Consider the following 25,960-nt stretch of genomic DNA (forward strand, 5'->3'; position numbering starts at 1 on the left):
GTCGCTTCGCGCCCGCCGTCGGCTTCGGCTCGGCCTGACTGAATCTCGACACACCCTGGGGTGTTTTGAATTTGAGAATATTGTGGACTTGGGAATTTTCTTGATGAGCGACTTGATAGCCGAAAACGCCATGCGGCTATGGACACCGGATGGGTTCCGCGAGGACGAGTGGGTTCATGCCGAAAGCGCCGAGGCGCTGGTCGGCAATGGCCGTTTCATCCTGCCGTTGCAGGCGTTTCTCGGCCTCGATCCGGAGGTGCGGCGGTCGGCGAAGGAGCGCATCGGTGTGCTGCTGCAGCCCGGCGATCAGCTCGAAAAGATCGCAGGCCTGCTCGATCAGCTGTCGCTGGTGGCGCTGGCGTTTCCGGCGTTCAATGACGGCCGCTCGTTCTCCAAGGGCGAATTGCTGCGCAGCCGTTATCATTTTGCAGGCGCTATGCGCGCCACCGGGCAGGTGCTGATTGATCAGCTGCCGCATATGCTGCGCCTCGGCTTCGACGAATTCGAGATCTCGCACCCGGTGCTGCTGAAGCGGCTCGAGCAAGGTCGTACCGGCGGACTGCCGCTGTCCTACCAGCCGGCGGTGAAGCCGGAGGCCAAAGGCCCGAAATATTCGTGGCGGCGGGTGCGCGCCGGCTGATCTGCTCCAGGGGACCAGAAGCCCTATCTGGTCGGACCACATTCCCGATTCAGCCTTTTATTTTGCGCCTCTCCGCCTTAGGATAGGCCCATTATTTCGCGATCCGAATAAATGTGGCCACAAGGGAGGAACCGAGTATGGCTGGCAAGAAGATATTGATGCTCGTTGGCGAGTTCAGCGAGGAGTACGAGATTTTCGTCTTTGAACAGGCCATGCATGCGGTGGGCCACACCGTCCATGTCGTTTGCCCCGACAAGAAGGCCGGCGATATCCTGAAGACCTCGCTGCACGACTTCGAGGGCCACCAGACCTATACGGAAAAGCTCGGCCACGACTACATCCTCAACAAGACGTTTTCCGAGGTCAATCCGGCCGACTACGATGCCGTCTACGCGGCGGGCGGGCGCGGGCCGGAATATATCCGCATCGACAAGCGCGTGCAGGCGCTGGTGCGGCATTTCCATGAGACGGGAAAACCGATCTTCACCATCTGCCACGGCGTGCAGATCCTGATCGCGGTCGACGGCGTGGTGCGCGGCCGCGAAGTCGCGGCGCTGCAATATTGCGAGCCGGAAGTCACGCTGGCCGGCGGCATCTATATCGATGTTGCGCCGACCGGCGCCCATGTCGACGGCAATCTGGTGTCGGCCAAGGGCTGGCCGGGCCTTGCCGCGTTCATGCGCGAATGCCTGACAGTGCTGGGCACCGAGATCCGCCAGGGCGAGATCCTGATGCGCGACCAGCGCCAGGCGGCTTAAGCTCGGAATGTGGAGCCCGCCGCACCCCTAACGCATGTCGCGCAAAAGTGTTCAGCGGTTTTGCGATAACGGCATGCATAAACAAGAACCTAAAGCGCGTCGCATGAGGCCGGTCGAGCGCGACGCGCTTTAGGTGCGGCGATGGGTCTACACGGCCATCCGCGCTTCGCGGAACGATACCAGCTTGCTGCGGCTCTCGTCCCACAGCGCCAGCTTGACGCAGCGCAGGCTGTCGAGGAGTGTGACGCGGCCGATCTCACGCAGCTCCGGATAGTCCCTCAGCACTTCCGGAAGCCGGTAGCATGGCACCTTGGCCGAGAGGTGGTGCACGTGGTGGACGCCGATATTGCCGGTGATCCAGTTCAGCACCGGCGGCAGGTCGTAATAGGACGAACCGTGCAGGGCAGCGTGCTGGAATTCCCACTCGGAGTCCTTTGTCCACTCCGTCTCTTCGAACTGATGCTGGACATAGAACAGCCAGATGCCGGCCGATCCGGCGAGGATGACGATCGGCAAATGCACGACCAGAAACGCGCCGGGGCCAACGAACCAGATGAGCAGCGCGGCGATGACCGCGATGGCGAGGTTGGTCGACATCGACGACACCCAGGGGGTGAAACCGCCCCGCATCATGCCCAAGGGCAGTCTCTGCTCGAAAATGAAGATCCATATCGGGCCAAGGCCAAACATCACCAGCGGATGGCGATAAAGGCGATAGGCGAGCCGACCCCGCCATGACAGTTGCCGATATTCAGCGACGGTCAGTGTCTTGATGTCGCCGGTGCCGCGCTCGTCGAGGTTGCCTGCGCTGGCGTGATGGGTTGCGTGGGCGCGGCGCCAGCAATCGTAGGGCGTCAGCGTCAGCACGCCAAGCACGCGGCCGATCCAGTCGTCGGCATAGCGGTTGGCAAAGAAGGAGCCGTGGCCGCAATCGTGCTGGATCATGAAGATACGCACCAGAAAGCCGGCTGCCGGAAGGATGAGGACCAGACCCCACCAATGGCCATAGGCATAAGCGGCTGAGGACAGTGCCCACAGCGTGGCGAAGGGGATGAGGGTGATGGCGAGTTCGACGGCGCTGCGACGCCTGTCGGGCTTTTTATAGCGCGACAGGATCTTCAACCAGGCGCGCTTGCTGTTTGCCACAGCTTCGGGGGAAATCATGTTCATCATGAAACATAGGCGGAGCGGCGCGCTGCCGCAAGGCGGAGATCACGCAAAGTTACTGCGGGTAAATGTCGCGCGATGGCGAGGAATTGCGGCCGCAATCGCAGGTCGCGTTGCTTGCGACGGTGTCTACCGACGGCGCCCGCCTGCGACCACCTTGGCTTCGACGCCGTCCAGGCGGTCGAGCAATTCCTTCAGACGGTCGGGAATATCGGACTCCGTGCGGAAGGCCGGCAAGGTGCGCAGAAAGCGCTTGGTCGCCTCGGTGCCGAGCTGGCGCCGGATATCGGCGGCGAGCCCGTCGCGTTTTTCGCCATTCCTGCGGGGCATCATCCAAAATCCTGTGTCGGCTTCGAAACTCTTCCAAGGGAGGAATGGTTCCCGCATTGTAGTATGCTGGCAAGCAAAGCCGTCGGGTACGGTAAAGTTTGAATTAAAATCGAAAGGTATGCGCCGTCCGCCATCAAGCCGCGGCAGCGGCTGCAGTAGCGCTTGCCCCTTGATTTTTGGCCGCTAAACCTCGATATCGGGCGCAAATCCACACCATTCGAAAATGACGGGAAACGGCGATGAGCGACCAGGCAAAAGACGAACGCGCGCCCGATGAAGCCGAGAAGACCGAGGCTGGCGCGGAGCCAAGGGAAGGTGGCGTCGACGGCGACTATGAAGCGCTTGTCCGGCTTCTGAAGGAAAACGAAGAGCTGAAGGATCGCGCACTGCGCGTCGCGGCCGACATGGAGAACTTGCGTCGCCGCACCGCCCGCGACGTCCATGATGCGCGCGCCTATGCGGTTGCCAATTTTGCCCGCGACATGCTTTCGGTGTCAGACAATCTGCGCCGTGCGCTGGATGCCATCCCGGAGGAGGCCAAGGCGTCGGGCGATGCCGGCTTCAAGGCGCTGATCGACGGCGTCGAGATCACCGAGCGCGCCATGCTGTCGGCGCTGGAACGCCACGGCGTGAAGAAGCTTGAGCCCGAGGGCGAGAAATTCGATCCGAATTTCCACCAGGCGATGTTCGAGGTGCCCAATCCCGACGTACCGGCCAACACGGTCGTGCAAGTCGTGCAGCCCGGCTATTCGATCGGCGAGCGTGTTCTGCGGCCGGCCATGGTCGGCGTCGCCAAGGGCGGCCCCAAGCATGTCGCAAGCGAAGCGCCAGTGGAGCCGGGGCCGGTCAACGAGCAGGCTGAGAAAGATGCGTGAATGGTGAATGGTTAGTAGTGAATGGTGAGTAGTGAGTAGCCAATTGCTGCTCCAGCAGTCAGTGCTATGTTCTATTCACTATTCACTATTCACTACTTCAGGCCGCAAACCGCTGCGCTTCTCCGCCATAATAATTGACGTAGCGGGCACCGATCTCCTTGACCGGCATAACCACGAACACGTCGACCGTCGAGAATTCACGATCAATGACGCAACCGTCGCCGATGCGCGCGCCGACGCGCAGATAGCCCTTGACCAGCGGCGGCATCGCGGCGATCGCCGCCTTGGTATTGACGGCCTCGATCGGCATCAGATCCATGGAACAATAGCGCCCGGCGACGGCGCGCACGTCCCAGGATGAATTCGTCCGGGAGTGGTGGGCGAGATAGGTCAGCGCCTCCGCATGTGCCGCAGGCACGGTGCCGTGGAACGACGCGCAGCCGGTCATCACGCCGATGCCGTAGTGGTTGATGTAGGCCCAGATGCCTTGCCACAGCGCCTCGATGGTGCGCTTCGAGCGGTATTCCGGCAGAACGCAGGAGCGGCCGAGCTCGAGGAAGCGCTGGCCGGGATGCCGCGCGATCAGCTTGGTCAGCTCGAATTCACCTTCGGAATAGAAACCGCCGGCGGCCGCGGCAATCTCCTGCCGCAGCAGGCGGTAGGTGCCGACGATGCGGCGATGCTCGGGGCCGGAAAGCGAAGTATCGAAGACCAGCAGATGATCGCAGACGGGATCGAAGCGGTCGGCATCGCGGCGGTCCTGCATCTGAAACAGGTCCTTCCTGGCGCCAAGCTCGTCGTAGAACACCCGGTAGCGCACTTCCTGCGCGGCAGCGATCTCGGCCTCGTTGCGGGCGAGCCGCACTTCGAGATTGCCGATGCGGCCGAGCGATGCGCCTTTTATGACGGCATCGGCGTTCCGGCCGACGAGCAAAGGCCCGCTGGCGTTCGGCCGAGCATCACATTCCGGCATGACTGTATGCACGAGTGATTCTCCTTCGAGCCATCCCTCTTGGCACGGGGATACGGTGTAGAGTGCAACAGGATTGTGACAGTACCGTGATACGGCTCTGCGGGCAATACTTCGTCGGCTGGGCAATCTATCAACCGTCTATGTTGTGCCTCAGGCGGCCGCTTGCCCTTCGACCGCATGAACCAGGGCATCGGGGTCGAGCGGCTTGGTGACGAAGCCGCTGGCACCGTGAGCGAGCACGGCGTGGCGGGTCTTTTCCTGGCTGTCGGCCGACAGCACCATGATCGGCACCGGCGGCACCGCGGTCTCCTCCTCATGGCGGCGGATGGCGGCGATGGCGTCCAGACCGTCCATGACAGGCATGTGCAAGTCCATCAGCACCACGTCGTAGCGGTGCTTGTGGCCGGTGCTGATGACCGCCTCGACCGCGGCCTTGCCGTTGCCGACCACTTTCACGCGATGCCCGGCCTTCAGCAGCGTGGCGCGGGCCAGCATGGCGTTGATGTCGTTGTCCTCGGCGATCAGCACCGACAGGCCCTGCTGGCGGGCGCCAATGGCGTGCCCCGCCTGCGCGCCGCGCCTTTGCAGTTGCGGCTCGGCGATGACCGGTGCATGGCTGGTCAAAAGCACGCGCAGCAATGTCTCGCCGCGCACCGGCCTCGCAAGGAAGGTGGCGTAACCATTGGCACGGAACTCGCCAAGCATGCCGCGGTCGGTCGGCGCGATCAGCGTCACTGCCTCGCAATCGGCAAATCCGCTCTGGCGCAGGCGCCTGAGCAGCCTGCCGTCGCTTTGCTCCATGGCAGCATCGATCAGAAGCACGTCACAGCCCTCGGCGAAAGCGGTGGCCTGGGCGGCGGCGGTGGCCAGATCGACCGTGCCGCCATTGGCGCGAATGGTGCGGGCGAGGGCTTCGGCCTCGACCAGGTTCTTCGACACGATCACCGCATGCCGGCCCGACAGCGCGTCCTGGCGGATCTGCGGCGCCTCGACGGCGGAAATAGCGGGAATATCGAAGACGAATTCGGACCCCTGGCCAAGCCGGCTCGACACAGAGATAGTGCCGCCCATGGCGGTCACCAGGCGCTTGGAAATGGCGAGACCGAGGCCGGCACCGCCATGCGCACGGGTCGAGGTGCCGTCAGCCTGTTCGAAGTCCTCGAAGATGCGCTCCATGTCCTCCTCGCGCAGACCGGGGCCGGTATCAGCGATGGTGAAGCGGATGCGGTCGGTGGTTTCGGTGCGGACGCGGGCGATGCTTGCCAGGACGCCGCCGCTGTCGGTGAACTTGACGGCGTTGCCGATGAGATTGAGCAGCACCTGCCTGACCCTGCCGGGGTCGGCGGTGATCAGCTGCGGCACGTCGGGTTCGACATGGCAGCCGAGGCCGATATCCTTGGCAAAAGCCCGCGCCGCCAAGAGTTCGATGACGTTGTCGGCGATCTCACGCACCGACATCGGCTGCGGTTCGGGATCGAAGCGGCCGGCCTCGATCTTCGAGTAATCGAGCAGGTCCTCGATCAGCGCCAGCAGCGCGCTGGCCGAGGTCGAGATGGCGCCGACATAGGTCCGCTGCTCGGGCGAAAGGCTGGTGTCGGCGAGAAGCCGGGCCATGCCCATGATGCCGTTCATCGGAGTGCGGATCTCGTGGCTGACGGTGGCGAGGAAGCGCGATTTGGCCTGGCTCGCATATTCGGCCCGCTCGCGGGCGGTGATCAGCGAGGATTCGGCGCGCTTGCGAGCGGTGATGTCGCGGGCGATGGCGCGATGCGAAACGGCGCCGCTGTCCTTGTCGCGCACCGACAGCTCGATCCAAGAGAACCAGCGTGGGCCGTCCGGCGTGCGAATGGCGACGTCGGTGGAACTCAGGCATTCATGGTCGGAAAACGCGGCGTCGGGGACGATGCCGACATCGATGCCTAGTTCGGCCAGGGTCTTGCCGGCAAGGTCGCGCTGGTCGGTTTCGACAAGGTCGGCGAAAACCTTGTTGGCGTAGACAATGTGGCCGTCGCGGTCACGATGGACGACGAGATCGCCGAGTGCATCGATCAGCCCGCGAAAGCGCTCCTCGCTCTCCTGCATCTCCCACATGCGGTCGGCCAGCGTCTCGATTTCGGCGCGGCTGCGGGCGGTCGTGGCATCGAGCAGGGCCACCGCGCGGCGCTCGGTGCGCCTGTTGCGCAGATGCATGGCGAGCCCGGCGATGGCTGTCGCCAAAAGGCCGATGGTGATGAAGATCGGCGCCCCGGTCAGATGCGAAAAGCCTGCCAGCACGACGATGGCGACGAGCGTCAGGAAGGGCAGGCCTTCGCGGTTGGAGGCCGGCAGTTCCGGCGCCAGCGGTGGCGCGTCGACAAGCTGCCGTCCTGGCGCCGCGGGGGCCGTCCCGTCGGCCCGTTCGGCTGGTTCCGCCTCTCTGATGCCGGGTTCCGCAATCATACGGAACTCCTGCCAGAGAGAGCTTATCGAAGGTTGTGGTTGATCGCTCGAATTTTAGCGGTCACGCTCTTTTTTATCCCTTGGGGGCTCACATATCCACCACCACGCGGCCGCGGATCTTGCCCTCGACGATGTCATGCGCGGCGCCGATGATGCCGTCGAAGCCGATGCTCGTCGACAGGCTGGCAAGCTTTGCGTGGTCAAGATCGGCGCCGATGCGGCGCCAGGCCTCGAGGCGGACCGCCTTCGGCGCCATCACCGAATCGATGCCGAGCAGCGAGACGCCGCGCAGGATGAAGGGGGCGACGCTTGCCGGCAGGTCCATGCCGCCGGCGAGGCCGCAAGCGGCGACGGCGCCGCCATAGGAGGTCATCGACAGAACGTTGGCCAGCGTGTGACTGCCGACCGCATCGACGCCGCCGGCCCAGCGTTCCTTGGCGAGCGGTTTTGCCGGCTGGGTGAGCTCGTCGCGTGAAATCACTTCCGCGGCGCCGAGGTCGATCAGATAGGGACTTTCGGCAGCGCGGCCGGTCGAGGCGATGACGTGATAGCCGAGGCTGGACAGGATCGAGACCGCGACCGAGCCGACGCCACCGGCAGCGCCCGTCACCACCACCGGGCCGCGGTCGGGCACGATGCCGTGGCGCTCCAGCGCGATGACGCAAAGCATGGCGGTGTAGCCGGCGGTGCCGACCGCCATCGCATCATGCGGGCTCATGCCGTCCGGCAACGGCACCAGCCAGTCGCCCTTGACGCGAGCGCGCCCTGCAAAGGCGCCGAAATGCGTCTCGCCGACGCCCCAGCCGTTCAATATGACCTTTTCACCCTTGCGCCAGTCAGGATTGGAAGACGAGATGACGGTGCCGGCGAAATCGATGCCCGGCACCAGCGGCCAGCGGCGGATTACCGGCGCCTTGCCGGTAATTGCAAGACCGTCCTTGTAGTTCACCGTCGTCGCCTCGACCGCGACGGTGACGTCGCCCTCCATCAGGTCTGCCTCGGTAAGCTCGGTCACCGCGACTGACTGGTTTTTCTCGGCGTCACGCGAAACGAGGATGGCTTTGAAGGTTTCGGGCATTTTTTCTCCTCGGGCTTGCAGATCAGAATGTGCGGCGCCAGGCGAGTGAGGTCAATCGCTCGACGCTCCGCGCCGCCAGCCAATGAGTTCGTCGAAGACGACCAGCACGGCACCGACCGAAATGAAGGCATCGGCGAGGTTGAAGATCGCGAAGGACCAGACCGGCGTGTGAAACAGAATATAGTCGATGACATGACCGTAGATAGCGCGGTCGATCAGATTGCCGAGCGCGCCGCCGACGATCAGCGCGAAGCCGATGCGGGCAAGCAGGTGGCCCGGCGGCGTGCGGGCCGCAAGGTAGAGCACGAAAGCGACCACCACAACCGCGACGACCACCAGGCCGGTGTCGCCGAAGGACGAAAACAGCGAAAACGCGATGCCGGTGTTGTAGGTGCGGTACAGCGCCAGGAAAGGCAGGAGATCGAGCTTTTCCTGAAAGGCAAGGCCGGTCTCGACCAGATATTTCAGCCACTGGTCGAGCGCTATCGCGGCGACAACCAGAAAAGCGTAGGGGCTCCAGGACTTCATAGTTTGCAGTTTCACGGTTTGGGACGTCACGATCGGGCATCCTCCGGGCCGAGCTTCAGCGCGCCGCGCCGGATCTCGAACAGCATGACGCCGGTGGCCACCGCAAGGTTGAGCGAATCGGCGCGGCCGGCCTGCGGTATCCGCAGCAGTTTGTCGCAGTTTGCGGCAAGCTCGTCAGGCAGGCCTTGCTGCTCGTTACCCATCATCAAAAGCACCGGGCCTTTTGAAAAATCGACCGAGCGGTAGTCGACCGCACCCTTCAGATGGGTGCCGGCGACGAGGCCGGGAAAGCTCTTTCGCCAGGCGAGAAAAGCTTCGGGCGACGCCTTGGCGACCGGCACGGCGAAAATCGAGCCCATGGTGGCGCGCACCGTTTCGACCGAAAAGGGATCGGTGGTCTCGCCGACCAAGATGACGCCCCTGGCCCCGACAGCGTCGACCGTGCGGATGACGGTGCCGAGATTGCCGGGGTCGCGGACGCGGTCGAGCGCCACCCAGACGTCGCCGTCACGGACGCGGATGTCCTTCAACGGCAGGAATTTCTGCGAGAACACGCCGACGACCATTTGCGGATTGTCGCGGCGGGTGATGGCGACCAGCACTTTTTCCGAAACTTCAAGGACGGTGCCGCCGGCGGCGACCGTGCGCGCCGCGATCTTTTCAACCGCCGTATTGCCACGTCCGGCCTTGGCGAAGACCAATGTCCTGATCGACCAGCCGAGATCGAGCGCGTCGATGACCAACTTCAGGCCTTCGGCCATGAAGGCATTCTGCTGGTCACGGAATTTCTTCAGCGCGAGCGCCTTGATGGCCTTGACCAGCGGGTTGGCGAGGCTGGTGACTTCCTTCACCTGCCCTGGCGCGCCCGCGTGCCGTTCGTACGCACTCATTCAGGCCACCCAGCGTGAGAACAGCGAGGTCGAAAGCGCCCGACCGGCAGATTTCTCGCGGATGATCAATTCACCCGACTCGACCGTGCCGCCCATGCCGGCGAAGGTGTCGCGCATCAGGGCATGGATGGCGAAAAAAGAGGCGCGGATCGAATAGGCGGTCAGTACCACGGCGAGCGGCTTCGGCGTCAGGATCGCGCGGCAGATATCGGTCAGCGCCGGCAGGTCCTCGAACAGCTGCCAGACCTCGCCTTTCGGTCCGCGGCCATAGGCGGGCGGGTCGAACAGGATGATGTCGTAACGGCTGCCGCGGCGCTCCTCGCGTTCGGCGAATTTCACGGCATCGTCGACGATCCAGCGGATCGGCTTTTGCGACAAGCCCGCCATTTCCTGGTTTTCGCGCGCCCACCCGATCGCCTTCTTGGAAGCATCGACGTGGGTGACCTCGGCGCCGGCACGCGCCGCCACCAAGGAGGCAAGGCCGGTGTAACCGAACAGGTTCAACACCTTCACCGGCCGTTTTGCCGCCGCGATCAGTCCGGCCATGTGGTCCCAGTGCGAGGCCTGCTCGGGAAAGACGCCGACATGGCGAAACGAAGTGAAGCGGCCGAGATAATCTATGCCGTCATGCTTCATCGGCCAGGTCTCGCCGAGTGGCGTCTTGGGGAAGCGCCAGCGGCCGATGCCTTCCTCGTCGGTATCGCCGGTGAAAATGGCGTCGGCGCGCTCCCAGTCCCTGGCCGGCAAAGCCTTTTGCCAGATCGCCTGGCCCTCCGGCCGAACGATGCGGTAGGGGCCGTATTGCTCGAGTTTCTCTCCGGCGCCGCTGTCGAGCAGCGCGTAGTCCTGATTGGCGCCGACCTCGAGGATCAGCGGCAGATGTTCGGCAGGCAGCGCGCCATCGCGGCGGGATAGAGGGCGCGGCGCGGCTTTCGGCTCGGACCGGTCCTGCAGTTTAGGCTCCGAACCGGCGGTCAGGCCGGCGTCGCGCCGCCGCGGCTGCTCCGCCCCGCCCTTCGCGGGCGGGCGGCTGTCGCGGCGTTTGTCGCGAAAAGGTTTCAAGAAGGCGCATCTCCGGAAGGCGGCTCGCCGCTTCTGCCACAGCACATTGACCGGCGCAACAAAAGGGCTGCCGACGTGTGCAACCGGATCAGCCGCGCCTGATCGACAGCAGGCCGACTGCGAGCGCTATGAAACCAACGGCCTTGAAGCCGGTGACGACCATATGGCCGGTTTCCCAGCTGCTCCGGATACTTTCGAAATTGTCCGGGATCGGTCCAGGCACCCAGGTGGCCAGGACATCGTTTGCCGGTTTGACCAGGGTAAACCACGCCACGAGGGCCATCAGATAAAAGCACGGTGGCGGCCAAAATCCACCAGAATGCCGGGCGGTCGCTGCGCAGCATCCAGGCGAGAAGCCCCGGACAGGCGATCGCGGCCACGTCCAGCGGTGCGCCGACAATCGCGAAGAATTGGAACTGAGCGTTGAAGACAGTGGTTTCACGCCAGAGCGAAGGCGGCCATCTGGTCAGCCGCGGCACCGATTCCAGCACATGGGCGAAGGATGGTCCGAGGCTGAGCGCAGCGACGATGGCGGTCAAAACCGACCAGAACAACAGCAACCCGCGTATATCCATAATGGCCAGACAACGGCGTCAGGGCGCAGACGTTCCCGTCCGCCACCATGTCGCTTGCCGCCGAAAGTGCTGGGGCTCTATCGTGATTGAAACTAGGTCATGATTCATGTCCCGTGCTGAACGCCTGCTCGACCTGATCCAGATCCTGCGCCGGCATCGCCGGCCGGTCAGCGGCCGCAGCCTTGCGGGCGAAATGGGTGTGTCGATCCGCACGCTCTATCGCGATATCGCCACGCTGCAGGGGCAGGGCGCGCCGATCGAGGGCGAGGCGGGGTTGGGTTACGTGCTCAGGCCCGGTTTCATGCTGCCGCCCTTGATGTTCACCGATGAGGAGATCGAGGCGATCGTGCTCGGTTCGCGCTGGGTGGCCAAGCAGCCGGACTGGCGGCTTGCGAACGCCGCCACCGACGCGCTGGCCAAGATCGCCGCGGTGCTGCCGGACGATTTGCGCGAAGAGCTCGACGCCTCGACGCTGTTGGTCGGGTCGCGCACCGAGGTCACCGAAGGCATCGATCTCGGCGTGGTGCGGCAGGCCATCCGCGAGGAGCGCAAGCTGAGCTTTGTCTATCGCGACGCCGGCGGCGCTGCCTCCGAGCGCACCGTCTGGCCGTTCGCACTCGGCTTCTTCGACAAGGTGCGCGTCGTCGCGGCCTGGTGCGAGATGCGCCAGGATTTCAGGCACTTTCGCGCCGACCGGATATCCGGCCTCAATGCCACCGAGATGCGCTATCCGCGTCGCCGTCAGGTGCTGCTCAAAGAATGGCGGGCGACGCTCGACACGCCAAGCTAAGGCTGCTGCTCAGTTGAGACTGCTGCCAGAATCTGGCAGTGGCGTACGGTATGCTCCTCCAGTCGAAACCATCTGGAGAGCAATTCATGACACCGCCCAATTTCGTCATCCTCTTTGTCGACAAGCCTGAGCAAAGCGGCGCCTTCTACAGCGCGCTGCTTGGGCGGCAGCCGGTCGAGACCTCGCCGACCTTCGTGCTGTTCGTGCTCGACAACGGCTTCAAGCTCGGCCTCTGGTCGCGTCACACCGTGGAACCGGCCGCCGCGGCAGCAGGCGGTGGCGCCGAGATCGTCTTTGCGCTGGACACGCCGGGTGCCGTCGACGCCACCCATGCCGAGTGGGCCGGCCGCGGGCTGAAAATTCTGCAGACGCCGACCGACATGGATTTCGGCCGCACCTTCGTCGCGCTTGATCCCGACAGCCACCGGCTGCGGGTTTATTGGCAAAGGCAGTAGGGCAGTAGGGCAGTAGGCGAGAGCAAAGTAGCACTAGGCGCGGCGCCGCACGATTAGCACGGTTTCCTACTGCCCTACTGCCCTACTGCCCTACTGCCCTACACTTGCCCGATACACGGCAATGCCGGCGGCGAGGTCCTCGAGGGCCGCGCCGACCGACTTGAACAGCGTGATGTCATCGTCGTTCTGCCGGCCTTTTTTCTGGCCGCGCGCCAGTTCATAGAGATCGGCGACGATGGCTTCCGGCTTCAGAACGCCGGAGGCCAGCGGCTGGACGATATCGCCTGCCTCCTTGGTGGCGCCGGCGCGGGTGTCGACATAGACCCGGGCGCGTGCAATCGCGTCGTCGTCGCTTTCGCGCATCGCCGGCGTGAAGCCGCCAACCAGATCGACATGGGCGCCGGGATTCAAGAGTGCGCCCTTGATCAGTGGCATGGTGGTGATGGTCGCCGACGACACGATATCGGCCTTTCCGAGTTCGGCGTCGAGATCGCCTGCTGCTTCGGCCGCAAAACCCTCGGCACGCAATCTTGCCGCGACCTTTTCGGCGTTGGCCGGCGTGCGGTTCCAGATGCGGATGTTCTTGATCGGACGTACCGCCGAATGCGCCTTTGCAAGGAACGGCGACAGCGCGCCGGCGCCCACTATCAGCAGCCGCGATGCGTCCGCGCGGGCCAGATAGGAGGCGGCCAGCGCCGACGCACAGGCCGTGCGCCACTGTGTCAGCCGCTGGCCATCGATCAAGGCCTGAGGCTCGCCGGTGGCGCCGTCGAGCAACAGGTAAAGCCCCATCACCGCGGGCTTGCCGACGGCATTGTTGTCGGGCGACACGGTGACGATCTTGACGCCGATATGGCCATCGGCCGAGGTGCCGGCTGCGTTGAAGTCGGTCCAGGCCGGCATCAAAAGCAGCGTCGAGGCGGCGCCATCGGGCCGCTCAACCGTGTGATGGTGCCTGACCGGCTGCACGGCGCCATCGCGAAAAGCGGCGCGCAACGTCTCGACCAGCCCGGAAAAGGTCAGCGCGCGGTCGACCTCGGCGGCGGAAATGGTCAGCATGAAAGGCTCCGTGGAGAACTAGGCCGGTTGTGCTTCAGGCCCGAGCCGCGGCTCAGTTCGTCGGCTTCGGCAAGGCTGGGCCCTGCGACGCGGTGGGCGCGCGGCTGACCGCCTGGCGCAGGTTCTCTGCCTCGGCGCCGCGCTGGCGCGCCAGCTTGCGGTAGCGGCCCTGCTTGGTCCAGGTAGCCAGGCTGCCGACGATCATGCCGATGGCCAGCGCCAGGAATAGGAAAATGAAGAGCGGCATGGTCAGCGTCAGCGCCGGATTGCCGGGGTTGAACGGATCGAGCGTGAAGGCGACCGGTTCGCGGTTGGCGACGGCCAACGCAATCAGGATGACGGCCAGCGGCACGAAAACCACGATGAGGAGAAAGCGATTGAACATGTTTTTCCGTTCGGAAGAAAAGGCGGGAGCGGTGGCGGGCGCCGCGCCTATTTGCCTCCGTTCAGCCTTTCACGCAATTCCTTGCCGGTCTTGAAGAACGGTACCCATTTCTCCTCGACCTCTACGGATTCGCCGGTGCGCGGGTTGCGGCCGGTACGGGCAGGGCGGTTTTTCACCGAAAACGCGCCGAAGCCGCGCAACTCGACCCGGTTGCCCTCGGCAAGCGCGTCGGTGATTTCATCGAAGATGGCGCTGACAATGTTTTCGACGTCGCGCAGGAAAAGATGCGGATTACGCGTGGCGATGATCTGCACAAGTTCGGATTTGATCATGAAAAGGCTCCCCGTAAAAGCAGTGCCGCCGAAATTATCAGAATGATTTTATTTGGTTTTTCACTCGTCCCAAGCGGTTCCTCAAGGGTGCCAGACGGAAACGAGACCGTCAAGAAACAAGCGGTCCGCTCCAATTTCGTGAAGGACGTCGCCGCCATGGCCGGGCAGGCCAAGCGCAGCACCGACGGTCTGCGCCATCGCCTTGGAGAACAGGAAACCACCACGTTTTTCCGTGTCCTTCCATTCCACCACCTTGAGCTTGGCATCGACACCCTTGCCTGCAAGCCAGTCGATTGCTTCGGCCTCGCCGCCGACCGCGTCGATCAATCTGTTGGTGACCGCCTGCCGGCCGGTGAAGATCGACCCGTCTGCGAGCGCCAGCGCCTCCGGCTTGGTCATGTTGCGGCGCTCGGCGACGATGCCGACGAACCAGTCGTAGCTGTCGAGGATGAGCTTGCGGACCATGGCGCGCTCATCGTCATTGGTCGGCTTGAAGGGAGAAGGCGAGGCCTTCAAGGGCGAGGATTTCACCTCCTCCAGCTTGACGCCGAGCTTGTCCATGAGGCCGCTGACGTCCGGGTACTGGATCAGCACGCCGATCGAGCCGACGATCGAGGATTTGCGTGCGACAATATGGTCGGCCGCGGTGGCGATCATATAGCCCGCCGAAGCCGCGAGCGTGCCGACCTCGGCCACCACCGGCTTGTCGGCGGCGAGCTTGCGCACTGCCTCATAGATCGACTCGCCACCGACGGTGGTGCCGCCGGGTGAATCGATCGACAGGATCACAGCCTTGACGCGCGGCGACTGACGGATTGCCTCCAGCCGCTTGATCAGTTCTTCGTCTTCGGTGATGGTACCTTCGATCTTGACCTTGGCGATGTGGTCGACAGCCGCGCCGGTGAAGTCGTCACCATAGATCCATGCCGAGAAGGCGATCAGTCCGGCTGCTGCGACGATAATCGCCGCAACACGCCAGAATGTCAGCTTGCGGCGCAAGCGGCGGCGGTCGATCAGGTCGTCGGCTCTCAATGCCATGGTCAGCCTCGTAGTCGGTGGGAGCAGATGCTTTTAAAGCAACCATTCGCGCCCGGCTACCGTTTCCTGACGGCCTTGCGCCAAAGGCCGTCTTAGGCATTCGCGGCAAGCCTCAACCTGTCACGTTCTACAGGCTCTAACACTGTGCGCCCATATCTGGTATGAGGTACAGGCTGCGCTGGGGCCATTTTCATTGTACAGGGGCGGCTGTCACATTTTTGCGGTTTTCCTCGGCTTGTGCTTGCTTGAGGGCGCCGGCACCCCACCTATAGGGCGGCCTGGCGGGCAGGGGTTTAGAAGAAGCAGTCATGTTAGCGGGACCAATCGAACCGACCAACACCGAGACGGAGTTGGCTCCCAAGGCCGCAGGCCGGGCGCGGGTCGACGCGTTTGACGTTGCGCAGCGTCATTCGCGCCGGGTCCGTATCCTCAAGCTGGCCGTGCCGCTGGTCGCTGCCGTGATTGCGGTCGCGTTTCCGGTCTATTCCTATCTCATGGCTCCCGCTGCAATCGAGGTGCAGGCCGACGGCGGCGCCTTTGCCGATGGCAAGCTGGTGATGGCCAATCCCAAGCTCAACGGCTTCACCAAGCAGGACCTGCCCTATTCGATGACGGCCCTGCGCGCCATACAGGACGTCAGCAAACAGGGCATCATCGATCTGGAAGGCATCAAGGCCAAGCTGCCGATTGCGGCCGACAACACGGCCGCCATCAACGCCACGCACGGCACCTACGATCGCGACGGCAACACGCTCAGCCTGACCAGCGATGTGACCGTGTCGACGACGGATGGTGTGGTGGCAAAATTCAAATCAGTCTATCTCGACATGGGCGAAGGCACTATGAAGACAAGCGAGCCCGTCGATGTCAGCCGCGGCGGGTCGCGGATCAGGGCGGATTCGATGTCGGTCCAGGACAATGGCAAGGTCCTGGTTTTCGAGAACAAGGTGCGCGTCGACATCGATCCCGCCAGTTTGAAGGCGGCAGAGGCAAAGAGCGGAGAGACCAATGCGGTTCAGTAGTTCGGCACGGCGCCTCGCCGCGATTTCGGCGTTGCTAACCTTGGGGCTGACCTTGGGGACGGCGCCGTCGCTGGCGCAGTCCAAGGCCACCAGCCAAATGTCCGGCCTCAGGCTGTCGGGCGACAAGCCGATCCAGATCGAAAGCGACAAGCTCGAGGTGCGCCAAGCGGAAAGCGTTGCCGTCTTCACCGGCAACGTCAACGTCGTCCAGGGTCCAACTGTGCTCAAGGCCGGCAAAATGACGGTCTATTACGTCAGGGATGCAGGCGCCGCCAAAAGCGCCCAGCCGGCGGGTGCCGCGGCAATGACCGGATCCGCCAACATCGACCATCTCGAGGTCGACGATAAGGTCTACATCAAATCGGACAATCAGGTTGCCACCGGCGACCGCGGCACTTTCGACATGAAGACCGAAGTGCTGGTGCTTTCGGGCAGCAAGGTCGTGCTCTCGCAAGGCGACAACGTGCTTGTCGGCTGCAAGCTCACTGTGCAGATGAAGAGCGGCCTTGCCCAGGTCGACGCCTGCGGCGGCCGCGTCATGATGTCGATCACGCCGCCGGCGAAGTCTGGAGCAGCGAAACCCTGATGACCGGCATATCGTCGCTGCTGGCGCGTCTTCCAGGGCGCGCCGCCAGCCAACTTGCGGCACCGGCCAGGGTCACCGTCGAAGCGGCAAAGTTCAAGGGAACCTTGATCGCCAAGGGGCTGACCAAAAGCTACAAGGGCCGCAAAGTCGTCAGCGGCGTGACGCTGGGCGTGCGCGCCGGCGAGGCGGTTGGGCTGCTCGGCCCCAACGGCGCCGGCAAGACGACCTGTTTCTACATGGTAACCGGCCTGGTGCCGGTCGATGAAGGCACGATCGAAATCGACGGTTTCGACGTCACGTCGATGCCGATGTATCGCCGCGCCCGTCTCGGCATCGGCTATCTGCCGCAGGAAGCCTCGATTTTTCGCGGCCTGAATGTCGAGCAAAACATCCGGGCCGTGCTCGAAGTGGTCGAAAAGAGCCGCAAGGAGCGTGAGCGCCTGCTCGACGAATTGCTCGAGGAATTTCACATCAGCCATCTGCGCAAGGCTCCGTCGCTGTCGCTCTCCGGCGGTGAGCGGCGACGCCTCGAAATTGCCCGCGCCTTGGCAACCCGCCCCGCCTACATGTTGCTCGACGAACCTTTCGCCGGCATCGATCCGATCGCCGTCGCCGACATCCAGCAGCTCGTGCGCCACTTGACGGCACGTGGCATCGGCGTTCTGATCACCGACCACAATGTCCGCGAGACACTTGGCCTGATCGACCGCGCCTACATCATCCATGCCGGCCAGGTGCTGACCCATGGTCGAGCCGACGAAGTGGTCGCAAATGCCGATGTGCGGCGGCTTTATCTCGGCGAGGGATTTACGCTCTAAGTGCGAAATTCCGGCTCGAGCGGGATTTCCGGCGTGGTCCAGCAGCTTTTTCTTCAATTTTCTGCCTGAAAACGCTCCGACAGGCGAGTTTTACCGCTCCTCGCCTTGACAAGCAAAAGCCGGGCCAGTTTCTATGCTGGCCTGGAAAATTCCTTCCAGCAGTGCGGGTGCGTAGACGGAGCGTTTGAAACCGAACCATGGCGTTGGCGGCAAAACTACAGCTACGACAGTCGCAGTCGCTGGTGATGACGCCGCAGCTGATGCAGTCGATCCGCCTGCTGCAGTTCACCCATCTCGAGCTGGAACGCTTCATCGACGACGAGATCGAACGCAATCCCCTGCTGGAACGCGCCGAACCGCAGGAGGACGCCGCCAGCGACCAGGCGCAGAAGGGCGACGCCGCATCGGAACCGGCTGCCGACGGCGACTGGTTCGAGGCGGAAACGGCGTGGAGCGCCGAGGCGATCTCGGAAAAGCTCGATACGTCGCTGGAAAACCTGTTTCCTGACGATCCTGGTACGAGCGAGCGGCTCGGGCCCGACCTGACGGCACAATGGAAATCGGCGTCCGGCAACGGTTCCACCTCTTCCTCCGACGGCTTCGACGTCGCGGATATGGCGGCGGCGGCCATCACGCTGCGCGACCATGTCGGCGAGCAGGTGGCGCTCGCCTTTGCTGATCCGGCGGCGTGCCTGATCGCCGGCGAGCTTGCCGACGGCCTCGACGAGGCCGGCTACATGCGTGCCGACATGGCCGAGATCGCCGCCCGCCTCGGCACGGACGCCACGGCGATGGCACCGGTCCTGGCGGTCTGCCAGACATTTGAGCCAGCCGGCATATTCGCCCGCGACCTCGCCGAATGCCTGTTGCTGCAGCTGGCCGTGCGCGACCGGCTCGATCCGGCGATGAAGGTGCTGATCGCCAATCTCGAACTCCTGGCACGGCGCGATTTCCAGACGCTGAAGCGGATTTGCGGCGTCGACGAGGAGGATCTGCTCGACATGCTGGCCGAGATCCGGGCGCTCGACCCGCGGCCTGGAATGGCGTTTTCGCGCGGTGCCAGCGATGCGATCGTGGCCGACGTCGAGGTGCGTGCAGCCAATGACGGCAGCTGGACGGTCGAGCTCAATGCCGAGACGCTGCCGCGCGTGCTGGTCGATCACATCTATTTCGCCCAGGTCACGCCACATGCGAAAAACCAGGCGGAAAAGGATTTCCTTGCCGAATGCCTGCAGAACGCCAACTGGCTCACGCGCAGCCTCGACCAGCGGGCGAAGACCATTCTCAAGGTGGCCTCTGAGATCGTGCGCCAGCAGGACGCTTTTCTCGTCCACGGCGTGCGGCACCTGAAGCCGCTCAACCTGCGCACGGTGGCGGACGCCATCGGCATGCACGAATCAACGGTCAGCCGGGTCACGGCAAACAAATACATGCTGACGCCGCGCGGTGTGTTCGAGCTGCGCTATTTCTTCACCGCCTCGATCGCTTCGTCAGGTGGCGGCGATGCGCATTCGTCGGAAGCGGTGCGCGACCGCATAAAGCAGCTGATCGACGAGGAGAAAGCCATCGATGTGCTTTCCGACGATGCCATCGTGGACATGCTGCGGGAAAGCGGCGTCGACATCGCCAGGCGCACGGTGGCCAAATACCGGGAAGGCATGAACATACCCTCTTCGGTGCAGCGGCGGCGCGAAAAACGCGCTTTGGCCAGCGCCGGCCGTTGATCTCCGGCGGAATTTCCACAGCTTTCGCCCTTCATTGACAAGCGGCGACGAAGTGGCTAGAAGCCCGCCCGCATGAGACGGGCTGGCGAGTGGATTTGAGTTCGCCGATGCCCGCACGAGAGATGGTCCGTCACGACGTAGGCCACGGGACGGCCAAGAAGGCGGCTTGTGATCAACCGGAAAGTTCGGATCTAAAATCGGCGCAAGTGACGCCGCAAAAGCTTGTGCGCGCGGACCACGAGTATAAACTCGGGACAGTTTGAAGCCTGAGCAAGGAAGGTCAGTTTTCAGATGACACTGCGCATATCGGGAAAACACATGGATATCGGCGATGCGTTCCGTACGCGCATCAACGACCGTGTCGGGGAAGTGATCGGGAAATATTTCGATCGGGGCTTTTCAGGGCAAATCGTAGTCGTCAAATCGGGGTCGCGCTACACGGCCGATTGCATGATCCGGCTGGACTCCGGTGCTTCGCTGCAGGCGACCGGCGATGCCCAGGATCCAACGCTTGCCTTCGATACCGCGGCAGACCGTCTGGAAACGCGCCTCAGGCGCTACAAGCGCCGGCTGAAGTCGCACAATTCAGGCAATAGCAACGGCGAGCTCACCGACGTCGCCTATACGGTGATGGCGCCGCTTGCCGACGACGAGGAGGACATACCGGAGAATTTCGCGCCGGCCATCGTCGCCGAATCGACTATGACGCTGCGGACCATGTCGGTGGCGTCAGCGGTGATCGAACTCGACACCAAGGACAGCCCGGTCCTGGTCTTCCGCAATGCCGGAAATGACCATCTCAACATCGTCTATCGCCGGCCGGACGGGAATATCGGCTGGATCGACCCGTCCACGGCCAAGGTCGCGCAGGGGTAAAGACCAGCCGCACGCGAGCGTGGGGACTGGCGACGGCAGGCGAACAAGGGATTTCAAGCATGGATCTGAGCGATCTCGTCAGCGTTCCGGCAATCATGCCGGCGTTGAAGGCGAACTCCAAAAAGCAGCTGCTGCAATTGCTGTCCGAAAGGGCGGCGGCAATTTCCGGCATTCCGGAGCGAGAGGTGTTCGACACCATCCTGCAACGCGAGCGGCTCGGCTCCACCGGCGTCGGCAACGGCATCGCCATTCCGCACGGCAAGCTGGCTGGGGTGAAGCGGATCGCCGGCGTTTTTGCCCGGCTGGAGACACCGGTGGACTTCGAGGCCCTCGATGATCAGCCGGTCGACCTGGTGTTTCTGCTTTTGGCTCCCGAAGGTGCCGGCGCCGACCACCTCAAGGCGCTGTCGCGCATCGCGCGGGTGCTGCGCGACGCCGACACGGTTGCCAAGATCAGGGGCACGCGCGACGCCGTGGCCATCCATGCGCTGCTGTCGGACACGCAGGCCTCGCACGCCGCTTGAGGTTTTGATTAAATCCTTTGAAGGGCCGCCGTGAGCGGCCCTGTCCGTTTCCAGCCAGATCGCTGCGCCGTATTTGTCAGTCGATGGCGCCAATGTTGGTGGATAGCGACGTTAGTGGATAGCGACCGGGGTCAGATCGTTTTCCAGCGCGCCAGCCAGTGCCCGGTCGCGAGCGTCCGAAAGCAGGATCGGCTGGCCATTAGCGGCAAACAGGGCCCACAGTTCCAGACCCGGCGCGATTTCGCCGAGGCCCGGGAAACGGCCGCGCAGATCGTCGCTCGACACTTTCCTGAGATAGGCGACCGAACCTTCGCCGAGATGGGCGAATTCGCCGCTGGTCATGATGATATTCTCGTTAGTTCTGGTCATTTCAAGCCTCCTTGCCGCGAGACGCCGCTCAAGGCCATCCCGCATGAGAGCTATCGGCAAAAATCAGTCTTTCACCGATATGTTTATTTTTCGTACCAGCCGTTCGGATTCCGGCCGATCGAGATCGATCGACAGAAGGCCGTTCTTCAATTCCGCCGCAATCACCCGCATGCCGTCGGCCAGCACGAAACAGCGCTGGAACTGGCGCGCGGCGATGCCGCGGTGGAGAAATTCGCGCTCGGTGTCGTCGTTCTGACGGCCGCGCACGACCAACTGGTTCTCCTCCGTTGTGACATCGAGATCGCTTTCCGCGAAACCGGCGACGGCGAGCGTGATACGCAGCCTTCCGGTTTTGCCGTCGGCACCGCTGAGGCGCTCGATGTTGTAGGGAGGATAGCTGTCACCGGACTTTGCCAAGCGCTCCAGCGTCTTTTCCATGGAATCGAAACCGAGGAGAAGCGGGCTGGAAAAAGGCGTCATTCGGCTCATGTTACAGTGTCCTCTCAAGAGCGACATAAAGTGGAAAAACCCGGATGGCATTTTTCCCGATGGTCTTGATATGGTCCGCCGCCCGGCAGACTTCAAGCCGTCACACGTCCCGCCCAAAAAGACTTGCCAAAACAAGGAATTGAAATGCCCCAATCCCGCAGGATCATCATCGACACTGACCCCGGCCAGGACGATGCCGTCGCCATATTGCTGGCGCTCGGCAGCGCCGAGCTGGAGATCGTCGGCATCACCGCGGTGGCCGGCAACGTGCCGTTGAAACTTACCGAAAAAAACGCCCGCAAGATCTGCGAGCTGGCCGGCCGGCCGGACGTCAAGGTCTATGCAGGCGCCATCCGGCCGCTGGCGCGCGAACTGGTCACCGCCGAGGAAGTGCATGGCAAGACCGGCCTCAACGGGCCGCAACTGCCCGAACCAAAGATGAAACTGCAGGAAGAGTATGCGGTCGATTTCATAGTCGAGACGCTGATGAGGGAGGAGAGCGGCACGATCACGCTTTGCGCGCTCGGGCCGCTCACCAACATTGCGTTGGCGCTGATCCGCGAGCCGAAAATCGCGCCGCGCATCAAGGAAATCGTGCTGATGGGCGGCGGCTTCTTCGAGGGCGGCAACGTCACGCCGACCGCCGAGTTCAACATCTATGTCGATCCGCATGCCGCCGATGTCGTGTTCAAATCCGGCATTCCGATCGTGATGATGCCGCTGGACGTCACCCACAAGGCGCTGACCACCGCCAAGCGCACGAAGGCCTTCCGCAAGCTCGGCACCAGGGTCGGCACGGCCACCGCGGACATGCTGGAATTCTTCGAACGTTTCGACGAGGAGAAATACGGTACCGACGGCGGCCCGCTGCACGATCCTTGCGTGATCGCGTATCTGCTGAAGCCGAAGCTGTTCAAGGGTCGCAATTGCAATGTCAGCGTGGAAACCGCCTCGGAGCTCACCATGGGCATGACGGTGATCGACTGGTGGGGGGTGACCAAGCGGCCGAAGAACGCCATGGTGATGCGCGACATCGACCATGATGCGTTTTTCGCGCTGTTGCTGGAAAGGCTGGGGCGGCTTTAGGGCTGCTCAGTAGTTGAGCAGGCGGTAGGTGGTGGTACCGTCCTGGCGTTGCTGTTCTTCGATCGATACTTCCGATCCGATCATGTGGGGTGTTTCCACCTCACCATCGACAAATATCCGAGCGTTGCCGTCATGGAGGCGGACTTCATATCTATAATAAAGTCCATGTCCGACGGAACCTTTCGGATTTAGAGGCATCGTCGCAACATCTTCGACGGTGCCTCCTACGAGTTGTGTGCCAGTGATCGGACTGTTCTGCCTAGTTACAATCGGCACAGCGATCGCGAGAGCGAGCGCGCACAAGATTGTGATGCCAACAACTCTGTCGCGAAACTCTTCCCGAAGCAAAAGAATGCGGGTTCTAAGAGAAATATTTGTCGGCCCCATACCTTAGAGTTGAGTAGCATAGGGGCTTTGTTCAAGAGCGATTCCCCGAAAAAGCCATGTCACTCGCTTCACCTTTGAAAACAGCCTATCGAATCGATCGTCGTTCAATTTGCAAACCGGTAAAAGACGAAGCCATTGTCGCGCGTGACGCGCTCGATGCCGACGCGCGAGCCGATCAGATGCGGGAGGTCGTCGTAAACGAGGACCGTCGAACCGTTCTCAAGGACCAGCAGATATTGGATATTGCGCCCTTTACCCTGTCCACTTTTGATCGTTGCATCGACCGGGTCGACCGACCGGATCGGACTTGCGTCATTCGCCCATTTGTTCAGAGCCGACGGAACCATCGCCGCGAACAAAGCGATGGACAGGATCACGCCAAACGCGTTCCTTTTCAAATCCGCGTAAGTCCACGGCATAGACATGAATCCCCAACTGTTGATCCATGTGGTGGCCTGAAGGCCGACTTTCAATCGGCCTTCCTATTCCAGGATGTTGCTGTTGGCGTCGCCGGGCTCGCGGCCGTTACTTCGCCTTGGAAAACGCCAGCCACAGGCCGCCGCCGACCAGGAAGCTGCCGCTGATCCTCGACAAGAGCTTGACGCGGCCGGCCGACAGCAGACGCCCTGCGCGGCCGGCGGCCAGCGCGTAGGTCGAATCCGAGACTGCGGCGAAGATCATCGCGGTGAGACCCATGACGCCGATCTGTAGTGCGTAATTGCCTTCAGGCGCGATGAACTGCGGAAAGAAGGCGCCGAAGAACACCAGCGTCTTTGGATTGCTGATCGCCACCAGCAGCCCCTGCAAAAAGAAGCCGCCACGCGGCTTTTTTGCCGATCCGTCGGCGTTAAGCTTGCCTTTCGAGCGGAACATCTGCACGCCCATCCAGATCAGGTAAGCGGCGCCGATCAGCCGGACCCATTCGAACCAGTGGCCCATGCCGGCGATCAGCGAGGTCAGCCCGATGCCGACAATGGCGATCATGATGGCCAGCCCGGCCTGGGTGCCGGCGACATTGGCGAGCCCGGCGCGCGAGCCGTGGCGGATGCTGTTGGCAATGATCAGCGTCACCGTCGGCCCCGGCACCAGGATGATGACGATGCAGGCGACGACATAGGTGGCGTAGAGTTCCAGCGACATTTTTTCCCTCCACAGATGCCGCTCGTGCGGCGCGCTGTCGCGATCAATGCATGGCGATGAGTTGCGTGCAAGTCGGCGAGGCGCCGACAATACGGAGCTGATTTCAGCAGGCGCCGGCCTGCCATGGCAGCGTTGCCTCATAGGCGGCAGCCGCCCTCAGCACGGAGAGGTCACCGCGCGGCCGCCCGATCAATTGCATGCCCATTGGCCGGCCCCTGGCGTCGAAGCCCGCCGGTACGTTGACCGCCGGGCAGCCGCCCAGCGTGGCGAGCGCTGAGACCTGCATCCAGCGGTGATAGCTGTCCATGGCACGCCCGGCCACTTCCCTTGGCCAGTGGGTGACGACATCGAAGGGAAAGACCTGTGCGGCTGGCAGCGCAATCAGGTCGAAACGCTCGAAGAGCGACAGCAGCATTCGATGCCAGGACGAGCGCCTCACCGTGGCGGCGTGGATCTGCGGCGCGGTGAGGCGCAGTGCATGTTCCACCTCCCAAACGGCCTCCGGCTTCAGCAGACTTCGTTTCAGGAGATCGTCGTAATGCGCCTTGAGTGCACAACCGCTGCTCGCCTGGCGAAGCGTTACAAAGGCTTGCCACAGCGCTTCGAAGTCGAATTCCGGCATCAGCGGCTCGGCCTCGAAGGATACATCCGCGAACCGGCCGAGTGCTGCCTCGCAAAGCTGTAGAATGCCTGCTTCAACCGGCAGATGGCCGTTAAGATCGCCGAGCCAGGCGATGCGCCCGCCGGCCGCCGGTGCTTCCAGCCCTTCGAGGAACGAGCCTGGCTTATCATGCGACAGCGGCGCGCGAGGATGATAGCCGGCCTGAACGTCGAGCAGCAACGCCATGTCACGCACGTTACGCCCCATCGGCCCTTCGACGCCCATTTGCGCAAGAAACACATCAAGGTCAGGGCCGGCCGGCACCAATCCCTGCGATGGACGGAAGCCATAGACATTGTTGTAGGCAGCGGGATTGCGCAGGGAACCGCCAAAATCGCTGCCATCGGCAACGGGAACCATGTCGAGCGCCAGCGCGACCGCCGCACCGCCGCTCGAGCCGCCGGCGGTCAGCGCCGGGTCAAATGCGTTGAGCGTCTGTCCGAACACGGTGTTGTAGGTGTTGGAGCCGAGCCCGAATTCGGGAACGTTGGTCTTGCCGATGATGATCGCGCCGGCCTTGCGGACGCGCTCGACGAAGAAGTCGTCTTCCTCAGGCACAAAATCGGCGAAGATCGGCGAGCCGAAGGCGGTTCTCAGGCCTTTTGTCAGCGCAAGATCCTTGATCGCGATCGGCAGGCCGAACAGCGATCCGGTATCTCCTCCTCGCGCCAGATGAGCGTCAGCGCTGTCGGCCTCGCGCAGGATGTCGGCACGCTCACGCAGTGAAACGATAGCGTTGACCAGCGGGTTCACCGCCTCGATCCTGTCGAGGCATGCCGCGACCACTTCGCGCACCGAAAGCTGCCGGCGCCTGATCTTCCCGGCAAGCTCCACGGCAGACAGGCGGCAGATGTCGCCGGCGGGCGGCACCGCGTGCTTCGTCGTCGGGCGCATGGCTGTCATC

General features: G+C 63.1%; 30 protein-coding genes. 12 read left to right on the forward strand and 18 right to left on the reverse strand.

Annotated elements, in window-relative coordinates; genetic code table 11:
* Positions 1-103: 103 nt before the first annotated feature.
* Both NKI70_RS13500 and NKI70_RS13505 read left to right on the forward strand, forming a co-directional pair.
* Positions 104-640, forward strand: coding sequence for a DUF934 domain-containing protein (locus tag NKI70_RS13500; RefSeq protein ID WP_352453969.1), 537 nt, complete (start codon positions 104-106; stop codon positions 638-640).
* Positions 641-777: 137 nt separating this feature from the next.
* A complete protein-coding gene (locus NKI70_RS13505) occupies positions 778-1,398 on the forward strand; it encodes a DJ-1/PfpI family protein (protein WP_352577448.1) in 621 nt (206 codons plus the stop codon).
* Positions 1,399-1,545: 147 nt separating this feature from the next.
* On the opposite strand, the gene NKI70_RS13510 is transcribed toward NKI70_RS13505, so the two are convergent.
* Together NKI70_RS13510 and NKI70_RS13515 are read right to left on the reverse strand one after the other, a co-directional pair.
* On the reverse strand, positions 1,546-2,568 hold the full coding sequence (locus tag NKI70_RS13510; RefSeq protein WP_352469420.1) for a fatty acid desaturase: 1,023 nt from the start codon (positions 2,566-2,568) through the stop codon (positions 1,546-1,548).
* Between the two features lie 126 nt (positions 2,569-2,694).
* Positions 2,695-2,898, reverse strand: a complete 204-nt coding sequence (locus NKI70_RS13515) for a hypothetical protein (protein ID WP_023675249.1) — start codon at positions 2,896-2,898, stop codon at positions 2,695-2,697.
* A gap of 236 nt (positions 2,899-3,134) precedes the next feature.
* On the opposite strand from NKI70_RS13515, the gene grpE reads away from it, so the two are divergent.
* Positions 3,135-3,770, forward strand: a complete 636-nt coding sequence (gene grpE / locus NKI70_RS13520) for a nucleotide exchange factor GrpE (protein ID WP_352588352.1) — start codon at positions 3,135-3,137, stop codon at positions 3,768-3,770.
* Positions 3,771-3,867: 97 nt separating this feature from the next.
* Here grpE and olsB read toward each other — a convergent pair whose 3' ends face one another.
* The 7 genes from olsB to NKI70_RS13555 form a co-directional block, all read right to left on the reverse strand.
* Positions 3,868-4,743: a l-ornithine N(alpha)-acyltransferase gene (olsB, locus tag NKI70_RS13525; RefSeq protein WP_352724692.1), complete on the reverse strand. Its 876-nt coding sequence runs from the start codon at positions 4,741-4,743 to the stop codon at positions 3,868-3,870.
* 150 nt (positions 4,744-4,893) lie between these two features.
* Positions 4,894-7,182 carry a PAS domain-containing hybrid sensor histidine kinase/response regulator gene (locus NKI70_RS13530; protein ID WP_352698490.1) on the reverse strand — a complete coding sequence of 763 codons (2,289 nt, stop codon included), beginning with the start codon at positions 7,180-7,182 and terminating at the stop codon, positions 4,894-4,896.
* Positions 7,183-7,270: 88 nt separating this feature from the next.
* The gene (gene acuI / locus NKI70_RS13535) at positions 7,271-8,260 is read right to left on the reverse strand and encodes an acrylyl-CoA reductase (NADPH) (protein WP_352698492.1); all 990 of its coding nucleotides are present in this window, start codon (positions 8,258-8,260) and stop codon (positions 7,271-7,273) included.
* Between the two features lie 51 nt (positions 8,261-8,311).
* Positions 8,312-8,788, reverse strand: a complete 477-nt coding sequence (gene lspA, locus NKI70_RS13540) for a signal peptidase II (RefSeq protein ID WP_352588495.1) — start codon at positions 8,786-8,788, stop codon at positions 8,312-8,314.
* A 26-nt stretch (positions 8,789-8,814) separates the two neighbouring features.
* Positions 8,815-9,678 (reverse strand): TrmH family RNA methyltransferase, encoded by an 864-nt coding sequence (locus NKI70_RS13545; protein ID WP_352568233.1) that lies wholly within the window; start codon positions 9,676-9,678, stop codon positions 8,815-8,817.
* Complete coding sequence (locus NKI70_RS13550; RefSeq protein WP_352568231.1) at positions 9,679-10,740, reverse strand: RsmD family RNA methyltransferase; 1,062 nt, start codon at positions 10,738-10,740, stop codon at positions 9,679-9,681. It abuts the gene before it with no gap.
* Complete coding sequence (locus NKI70_RS13555) at positions 10,737-11,300, reverse strand: hypothetical protein (RefSeq protein WP_352698495.1); 564 nt, start codon at positions 11,298-11,300, stop codon at positions 10,737-10,739. The genes NKI70_RS13550 and NKI70_RS13555 overlap by 4 nt, the downstream gene beginning before the upstream one ends.
* Before the next feature lie 121 nt (positions 11,301-11,421).
* On the opposite strand from NKI70_RS13555, the gene NKI70_RS13560 reads away from it, so the two are divergent.
* Together NKI70_RS13560 and NKI70_RS13565 are read left to right on the forward strand one after the other, a co-directional pair.
* Positions 11,422-12,105: a helix-turn-helix transcriptional regulator gene (locus tag NKI70_RS13560; protein WP_352468341.1), complete on the forward strand. Its 684-nt coding sequence runs from the start codon at positions 11,422-11,424 to the stop codon at positions 12,103-12,105.
* 86 nt (positions 12,106-12,191) lie between these two features.
* Complete coding sequence (locus tag NKI70_RS13565) at positions 12,192-12,560, forward strand: VOC family protein (protein WP_352568229.1); 369 nt, start codon at positions 12,192-12,194, stop codon at positions 12,558-12,560.
* 90 nt (positions 12,561-12,650) lie between these two features.
* Here NKI70_RS13565 and lhpI read toward each other — a convergent pair whose 3' ends face one another.
* The 4 genes from lhpI to sppA all read right to left on the reverse strand — a co-directional run bounded on the left by lhpI (position 12,651) and on the right by sppA (position 15,374).
* Complete coding sequence (lhpI, locus tag NKI70_RS13570) at positions 12,651-13,619, reverse strand: bifunctional Delta(1)-pyrroline-2-carboxylate/Delta(1)-piperideine-2-carboxylate reductase (protein ID WP_352568228.1); 969 nt, start codon at positions 13,617-13,619, stop codon at positions 12,651-12,653.
* Positions 13,620-13,671: 52 nt separating this feature from the next.
* A complete protein-coding gene (locus NKI70_RS13575) occupies positions 13,672-14,004 on the reverse strand; it encodes a LapA family protein (RefSeq protein WP_023675260.1) in 333 nt (110 codons plus the stop codon).
* A gap of 47 nt (positions 14,005-14,051) precedes the next feature.
* Complete coding sequence (locus NKI70_RS13580; RefSeq protein ID WP_023675261.1) at positions 14,052-14,336, reverse strand: integration host factor subunit beta; 285 nt, start codon at positions 14,334-14,336, stop codon at positions 14,052-14,054.
* A gap of 81 nt (positions 14,337-14,417) precedes the next feature.
* Positions 14,418-15,374 (reverse strand): signal peptide peptidase SppA, encoded by a 957-nt coding sequence (gene sppA / locus NKI70_RS13585; RefSeq protein ID WP_352568227.1) that lies wholly within the window; start codon positions 15,372-15,374, stop codon positions 14,418-14,420.
* A gap of 308 nt (positions 15,375-15,682) precedes the next feature.
* On the opposite strand from sppA, the gene lptC reads away from it, so the two are divergent.
* The 6 genes from lptC (at position 15,683) to ptsN (ending at position 20,924) form a co-directional block, all read left to right on the forward strand.
* Positions 15,683-16,396 (forward strand): LPS export ABC transporter periplasmic protein LptC, encoded by a 714-nt coding sequence (gene lptC, locus NKI70_RS13590; protein ID WP_352568226.1) that lies wholly within the window; start codon positions 15,683-15,685, stop codon positions 16,394-16,396.
* Positions 16,383-16,982: an LptA/OstA family protein gene (locus NKI70_RS13595; RefSeq protein WP_023675264.1), complete on the forward strand. Its 600-nt coding sequence runs from the start codon at positions 16,383-16,385 to the stop codon at positions 16,980-16,982. The genes lptC and NKI70_RS13595 overlap by 14 nt, the downstream gene beginning before the upstream one ends.
* Positions 16,982-17,800 carry an LPS export ABC transporter ATP-binding protein gene (gene lptB, locus NKI70_RS13600; RefSeq protein ID WP_023675265.1) on the forward strand — a complete coding sequence of 273 codons (819 nt, stop codon included), beginning with the start codon at positions 16,982-16,984 and terminating at the stop codon, positions 17,798-17,800. Before NKI70_RS13595 ends, lptB begins: the two co-directional genes overlap by 1 nt.
* Before the next feature lie 197 nt (positions 17,801-17,997).
* Positions 17,998-19,524 carry an RNA polymerase factor sigma-54 gene (rpoN, locus tag NKI70_RS13605; RefSeq protein WP_352568225.1) on the forward strand — a complete coding sequence of 509 codons (1,527 nt, stop codon included), beginning with the start codon at positions 17,998-18,000 and terminating at the stop codon, positions 19,522-19,524.
* A gap of 291 nt (positions 19,525-19,815) precedes the next feature.
* A complete protein-coding gene (hpf, locus tag NKI70_RS13610) occupies positions 19,816-20,400 on the forward strand; it encodes a ribosome hibernation-promoting factor, HPF/YfiA family (protein WP_023675267.1) in 585 nt (194 codons plus the stop codon).
* A gap of 59 nt (positions 20,401-20,459) precedes the next feature.
* Positions 20,460-20,924 (forward strand): PTS IIA-like nitrogen regulatory protein PtsN, encoded by a 465-nt coding sequence (gene ptsN, locus NKI70_RS13615; RefSeq protein WP_023675268.1) that lies wholly within the window; start codon positions 20,460-20,462, stop codon positions 20,922-20,924.
* A gap of 111 nt (positions 20,925-21,035) precedes the next feature.
* Here ptsN and NKI70_RS13620 read toward each other — a convergent pair whose 3' ends face one another.
* Both NKI70_RS13620 and NKI70_RS13625 read right to left on the reverse strand, forming a co-directional pair.
* Positions 21,036-21,293 carry a BQ00720 family protein gene (locus NKI70_RS13620; RefSeq protein WP_023675269.1) on the reverse strand — a complete coding sequence of 86 codons (258 nt, stop codon included), beginning with the start codon at positions 21,291-21,293 and terminating at the stop codon, positions 21,036-21,038.
* Between the two features lie 63 nt (positions 21,294-21,356).
* On the reverse strand, positions 21,357-21,782 hold the full coding sequence (locus NKI70_RS13625) for an Hsp20 family protein (protein WP_352698497.1): 426 nt from the start codon (positions 21,780-21,782) through the stop codon (positions 21,357-21,359).
* A 144-nt stretch (positions 21,783-21,926) separates the two neighbouring features.
* Here NKI70_RS13625 and NKI70_RS13630 point away from each other — a divergent pair, with 144 nt between their 5' ends.
* Complete coding sequence (locus NKI70_RS13630) at positions 21,927-22,868, forward strand: nucleoside hydrolase (protein WP_352453985.1); 942 nt, start codon at positions 21,927-21,929, stop codon at positions 22,866-22,868.
* Positions 22,869-23,359: 491 nt separating this feature from the next.
* Here NKI70_RS13630 and NKI70_RS13635 read toward each other — a convergent pair whose 3' ends face one another.
* The 3 genes from NKI70_RS13635 to NKI70_RS13645 form a co-directional block, all read right to left on the reverse strand.
* A complete protein-coding gene (locus NKI70_RS13635) occupies positions 23,360-23,728 on the reverse strand; it encodes a hypothetical protein (RefSeq protein ID WP_245274634.1) in 369 nt (122 codons plus the stop codon).
* Between the two features lie 52 nt (positions 23,729-23,780).
* A complete protein-coding gene (locus tag NKI70_RS13640) occupies positions 23,781-24,395 on the reverse strand; it encodes a LysE family translocator (RefSeq protein WP_023675274.1) in 615 nt (204 codons plus the stop codon).
* A gap of 103 nt (positions 24,396-24,498) precedes the next feature.
* Positions 24,499-25,959: an amidase gene (locus tag NKI70_RS13645; protein ID WP_352698501.1), complete on the reverse strand. Its 1,461-nt coding sequence runs from the start codon at positions 25,957-25,959 to the stop codon at positions 24,499-24,501.
* Between the last annotated feature and the right edge of the window lies 1 nt (position 25,960).

Source organism: Mesorhizobium sp. M0500 (assembly GCF_040321165.1).
Lineage (GTDB): Bacteria > Pseudomonadota > Alphaproteobacteria > Rhizobiales > Rhizobiaceae > Mesorhizobium.

Bases quoted from the DNA above. Each gene is read 5' to 3' on its own strand.
- NKI70_RS13500 (WP_352453969.1), top strand. From the start codon at position 104: ATGAGCGACTTGATAGCCGAAAACGCCATGCGGCTATGGACACCGGAT.
- NKI70_RS13505 (WP_352577448.1), top strand. From the start codon at position 778: ATGGCTGGCAAGAAGATATTGATGCTCGTTGGCGAGTTCAGCGAGGAG.
- NKI70_RS13510 (WP_352469420.1), bottom strand. From the start codon at position 2,568: ATGAACATGATTTCCCCCGAAGCTGTGGCAAACAGCAAGCGCGCCTGG.
- NKI70_RS13515 (WP_023675249.1), bottom strand. From the start codon at position 2,898: ATGATGCCCCGCAGGAATGGCGAAAAACGCGACGGGCTCGCCGCCGAT.
- grpE (WP_352588352.1), top strand. From the start codon at position 3,135: ATGAGCGACCAGGCAAAAGACGAACGCGCGCCCGATGAAGCCGAGAAG.
- olsB (WP_352724692.1), bottom strand. From the start codon at position 4,743: ATGCCGGAATGTGATGCTCGGCCGAACGCCAGCGGGCCTTTGCTCGTC.
- NKI70_RS13530 (WP_352698490.1), bottom strand. From the start codon at position 7,182: ATGATTGCGGAACCCGGCATCAGAGAGGCGGAACCAGCCGAACGGGCC.
- acuI (WP_352698492.1), bottom strand. From the start codon at position 8,260: ATGCCCGAAACCTTCAAAGCCATCCTCGTTTCGCGTGACGCCGAGAAA.
- lspA (WP_352588495.1), bottom strand. From the start codon at position 8,788: ATGAAGTCCTGGAGCCCCTACGCTTTTCTGGTTGTCGCCGCGATAGCG.
- NKI70_RS13545 (WP_352568233.1), bottom strand. From the start codon at position 9,678: ATGAGTGCGTACGAACGGCACGCGGGCGCGCCAGGGCAGGTGAAGGAA.
- NKI70_RS13560 (WP_352468341.1), top strand. From the start codon at position 11,422: ATGTCCCGTGCTGAACGCCTGCTCGACCTGATCCAGATCCTGCGCCGG.
- NKI70_RS13565 (WP_352568229.1), top strand. From the start codon at position 12,192: ATGACACCGCCCAATTTCGTCATCCTCTTTGTCGACAAGCCTGAGCAA.
- lhpI (WP_352568228.1), bottom strand. From the start codon at position 13,619: ATGCTGACCATTTCCGCCGCCGAGGTCGACCGCGCGCTGACCTTTTCC.
- NKI70_RS13575 (WP_023675260.1), bottom strand. From the start codon at position 14,004: ATGTTCAATCGCTTTCTCCTCATCGTGGTTTTCGTGCCGCTGGCCGTC.
- NKI70_RS13580 (WP_023675261.1), bottom strand. From the start codon at position 14,336: ATGATCAAATCCGAACTTGTGCAGATCATCGCCACGCGTAATCCGCAT.
- sppA (WP_352568227.1), bottom strand. From the start codon at position 15,374: ATGGCATTGAGAGCCGACGACCTGATCGACCGCCGCCGCTTGCGCCGC.
- lptC (WP_352568226.1), top strand. From the start codon at position 15,683: ATGTTAGCGGGACCAATCGAACCGACCAACACCGAGACGGAGTTGGCT.
- NKI70_RS13595 (WP_023675264.1), top strand. From the start codon at position 16,383: ATGCGGTTCAGTAGTTCGGCACGGCGCCTCGCCGCGATTTCGGCGTTG.
- lptB (WP_023675265.1), top strand. From the start codon at position 16,982: ATGACCGGCATATCGTCGCTGCTGGCGCGTCTTCCAGGGCGCGCCGCC.
- rpoN (WP_352568225.1), top strand. From the start codon at position 17,998: ATGGCGTTGGCGGCAAAACTACAGCTACGACAGTCGCAGTCGCTGGTG.
- hpf (WP_023675267.1), top strand. From the start codon at position 19,816: ATGACACTGCGCATATCGGGAAAACACATGGATATCGGCGATGCGTTC.
- ptsN (WP_023675268.1), top strand. From the start codon at position 20,460: ATGGATCTGAGCGATCTCGTCAGCGTTCCGGCAATCATGCCGGCGTTG.
- NKI70_RS13620 (WP_023675269.1), bottom strand. From the start codon at position 21,293: ATGACCAGAACTAACGAGAATATCATCATGACCAGCGGCGAATTCGCC.
- NKI70_RS13625 (WP_352698497.1), bottom strand. From the start codon at position 21,782: ATGAGCCGAATGACGCCTTTTTCCAGCCCGCTTCTCCTCGGTTTCGAT.
- NKI70_RS13630 (WP_352453985.1), top strand. From the start codon at position 21,927: ATGCCCCAATCCCGCAGGATCATCATCGACACTGACCCCGGCCAGGAC.
- NKI70_RS13640 (WP_023675274.1), bottom strand. From the start codon at position 24,395: ATGTCGCTGGAACTCTACGCCACCTATGTCGTCGCCTGCATCGTCATC.
- NKI70_RS13645 (WP_352698501.1), bottom strand. From the start codon at position 25,959: ATGACAGCCATGCGCCCGACGACGAAGCACGCGGTGCCGCCCGCCGGC.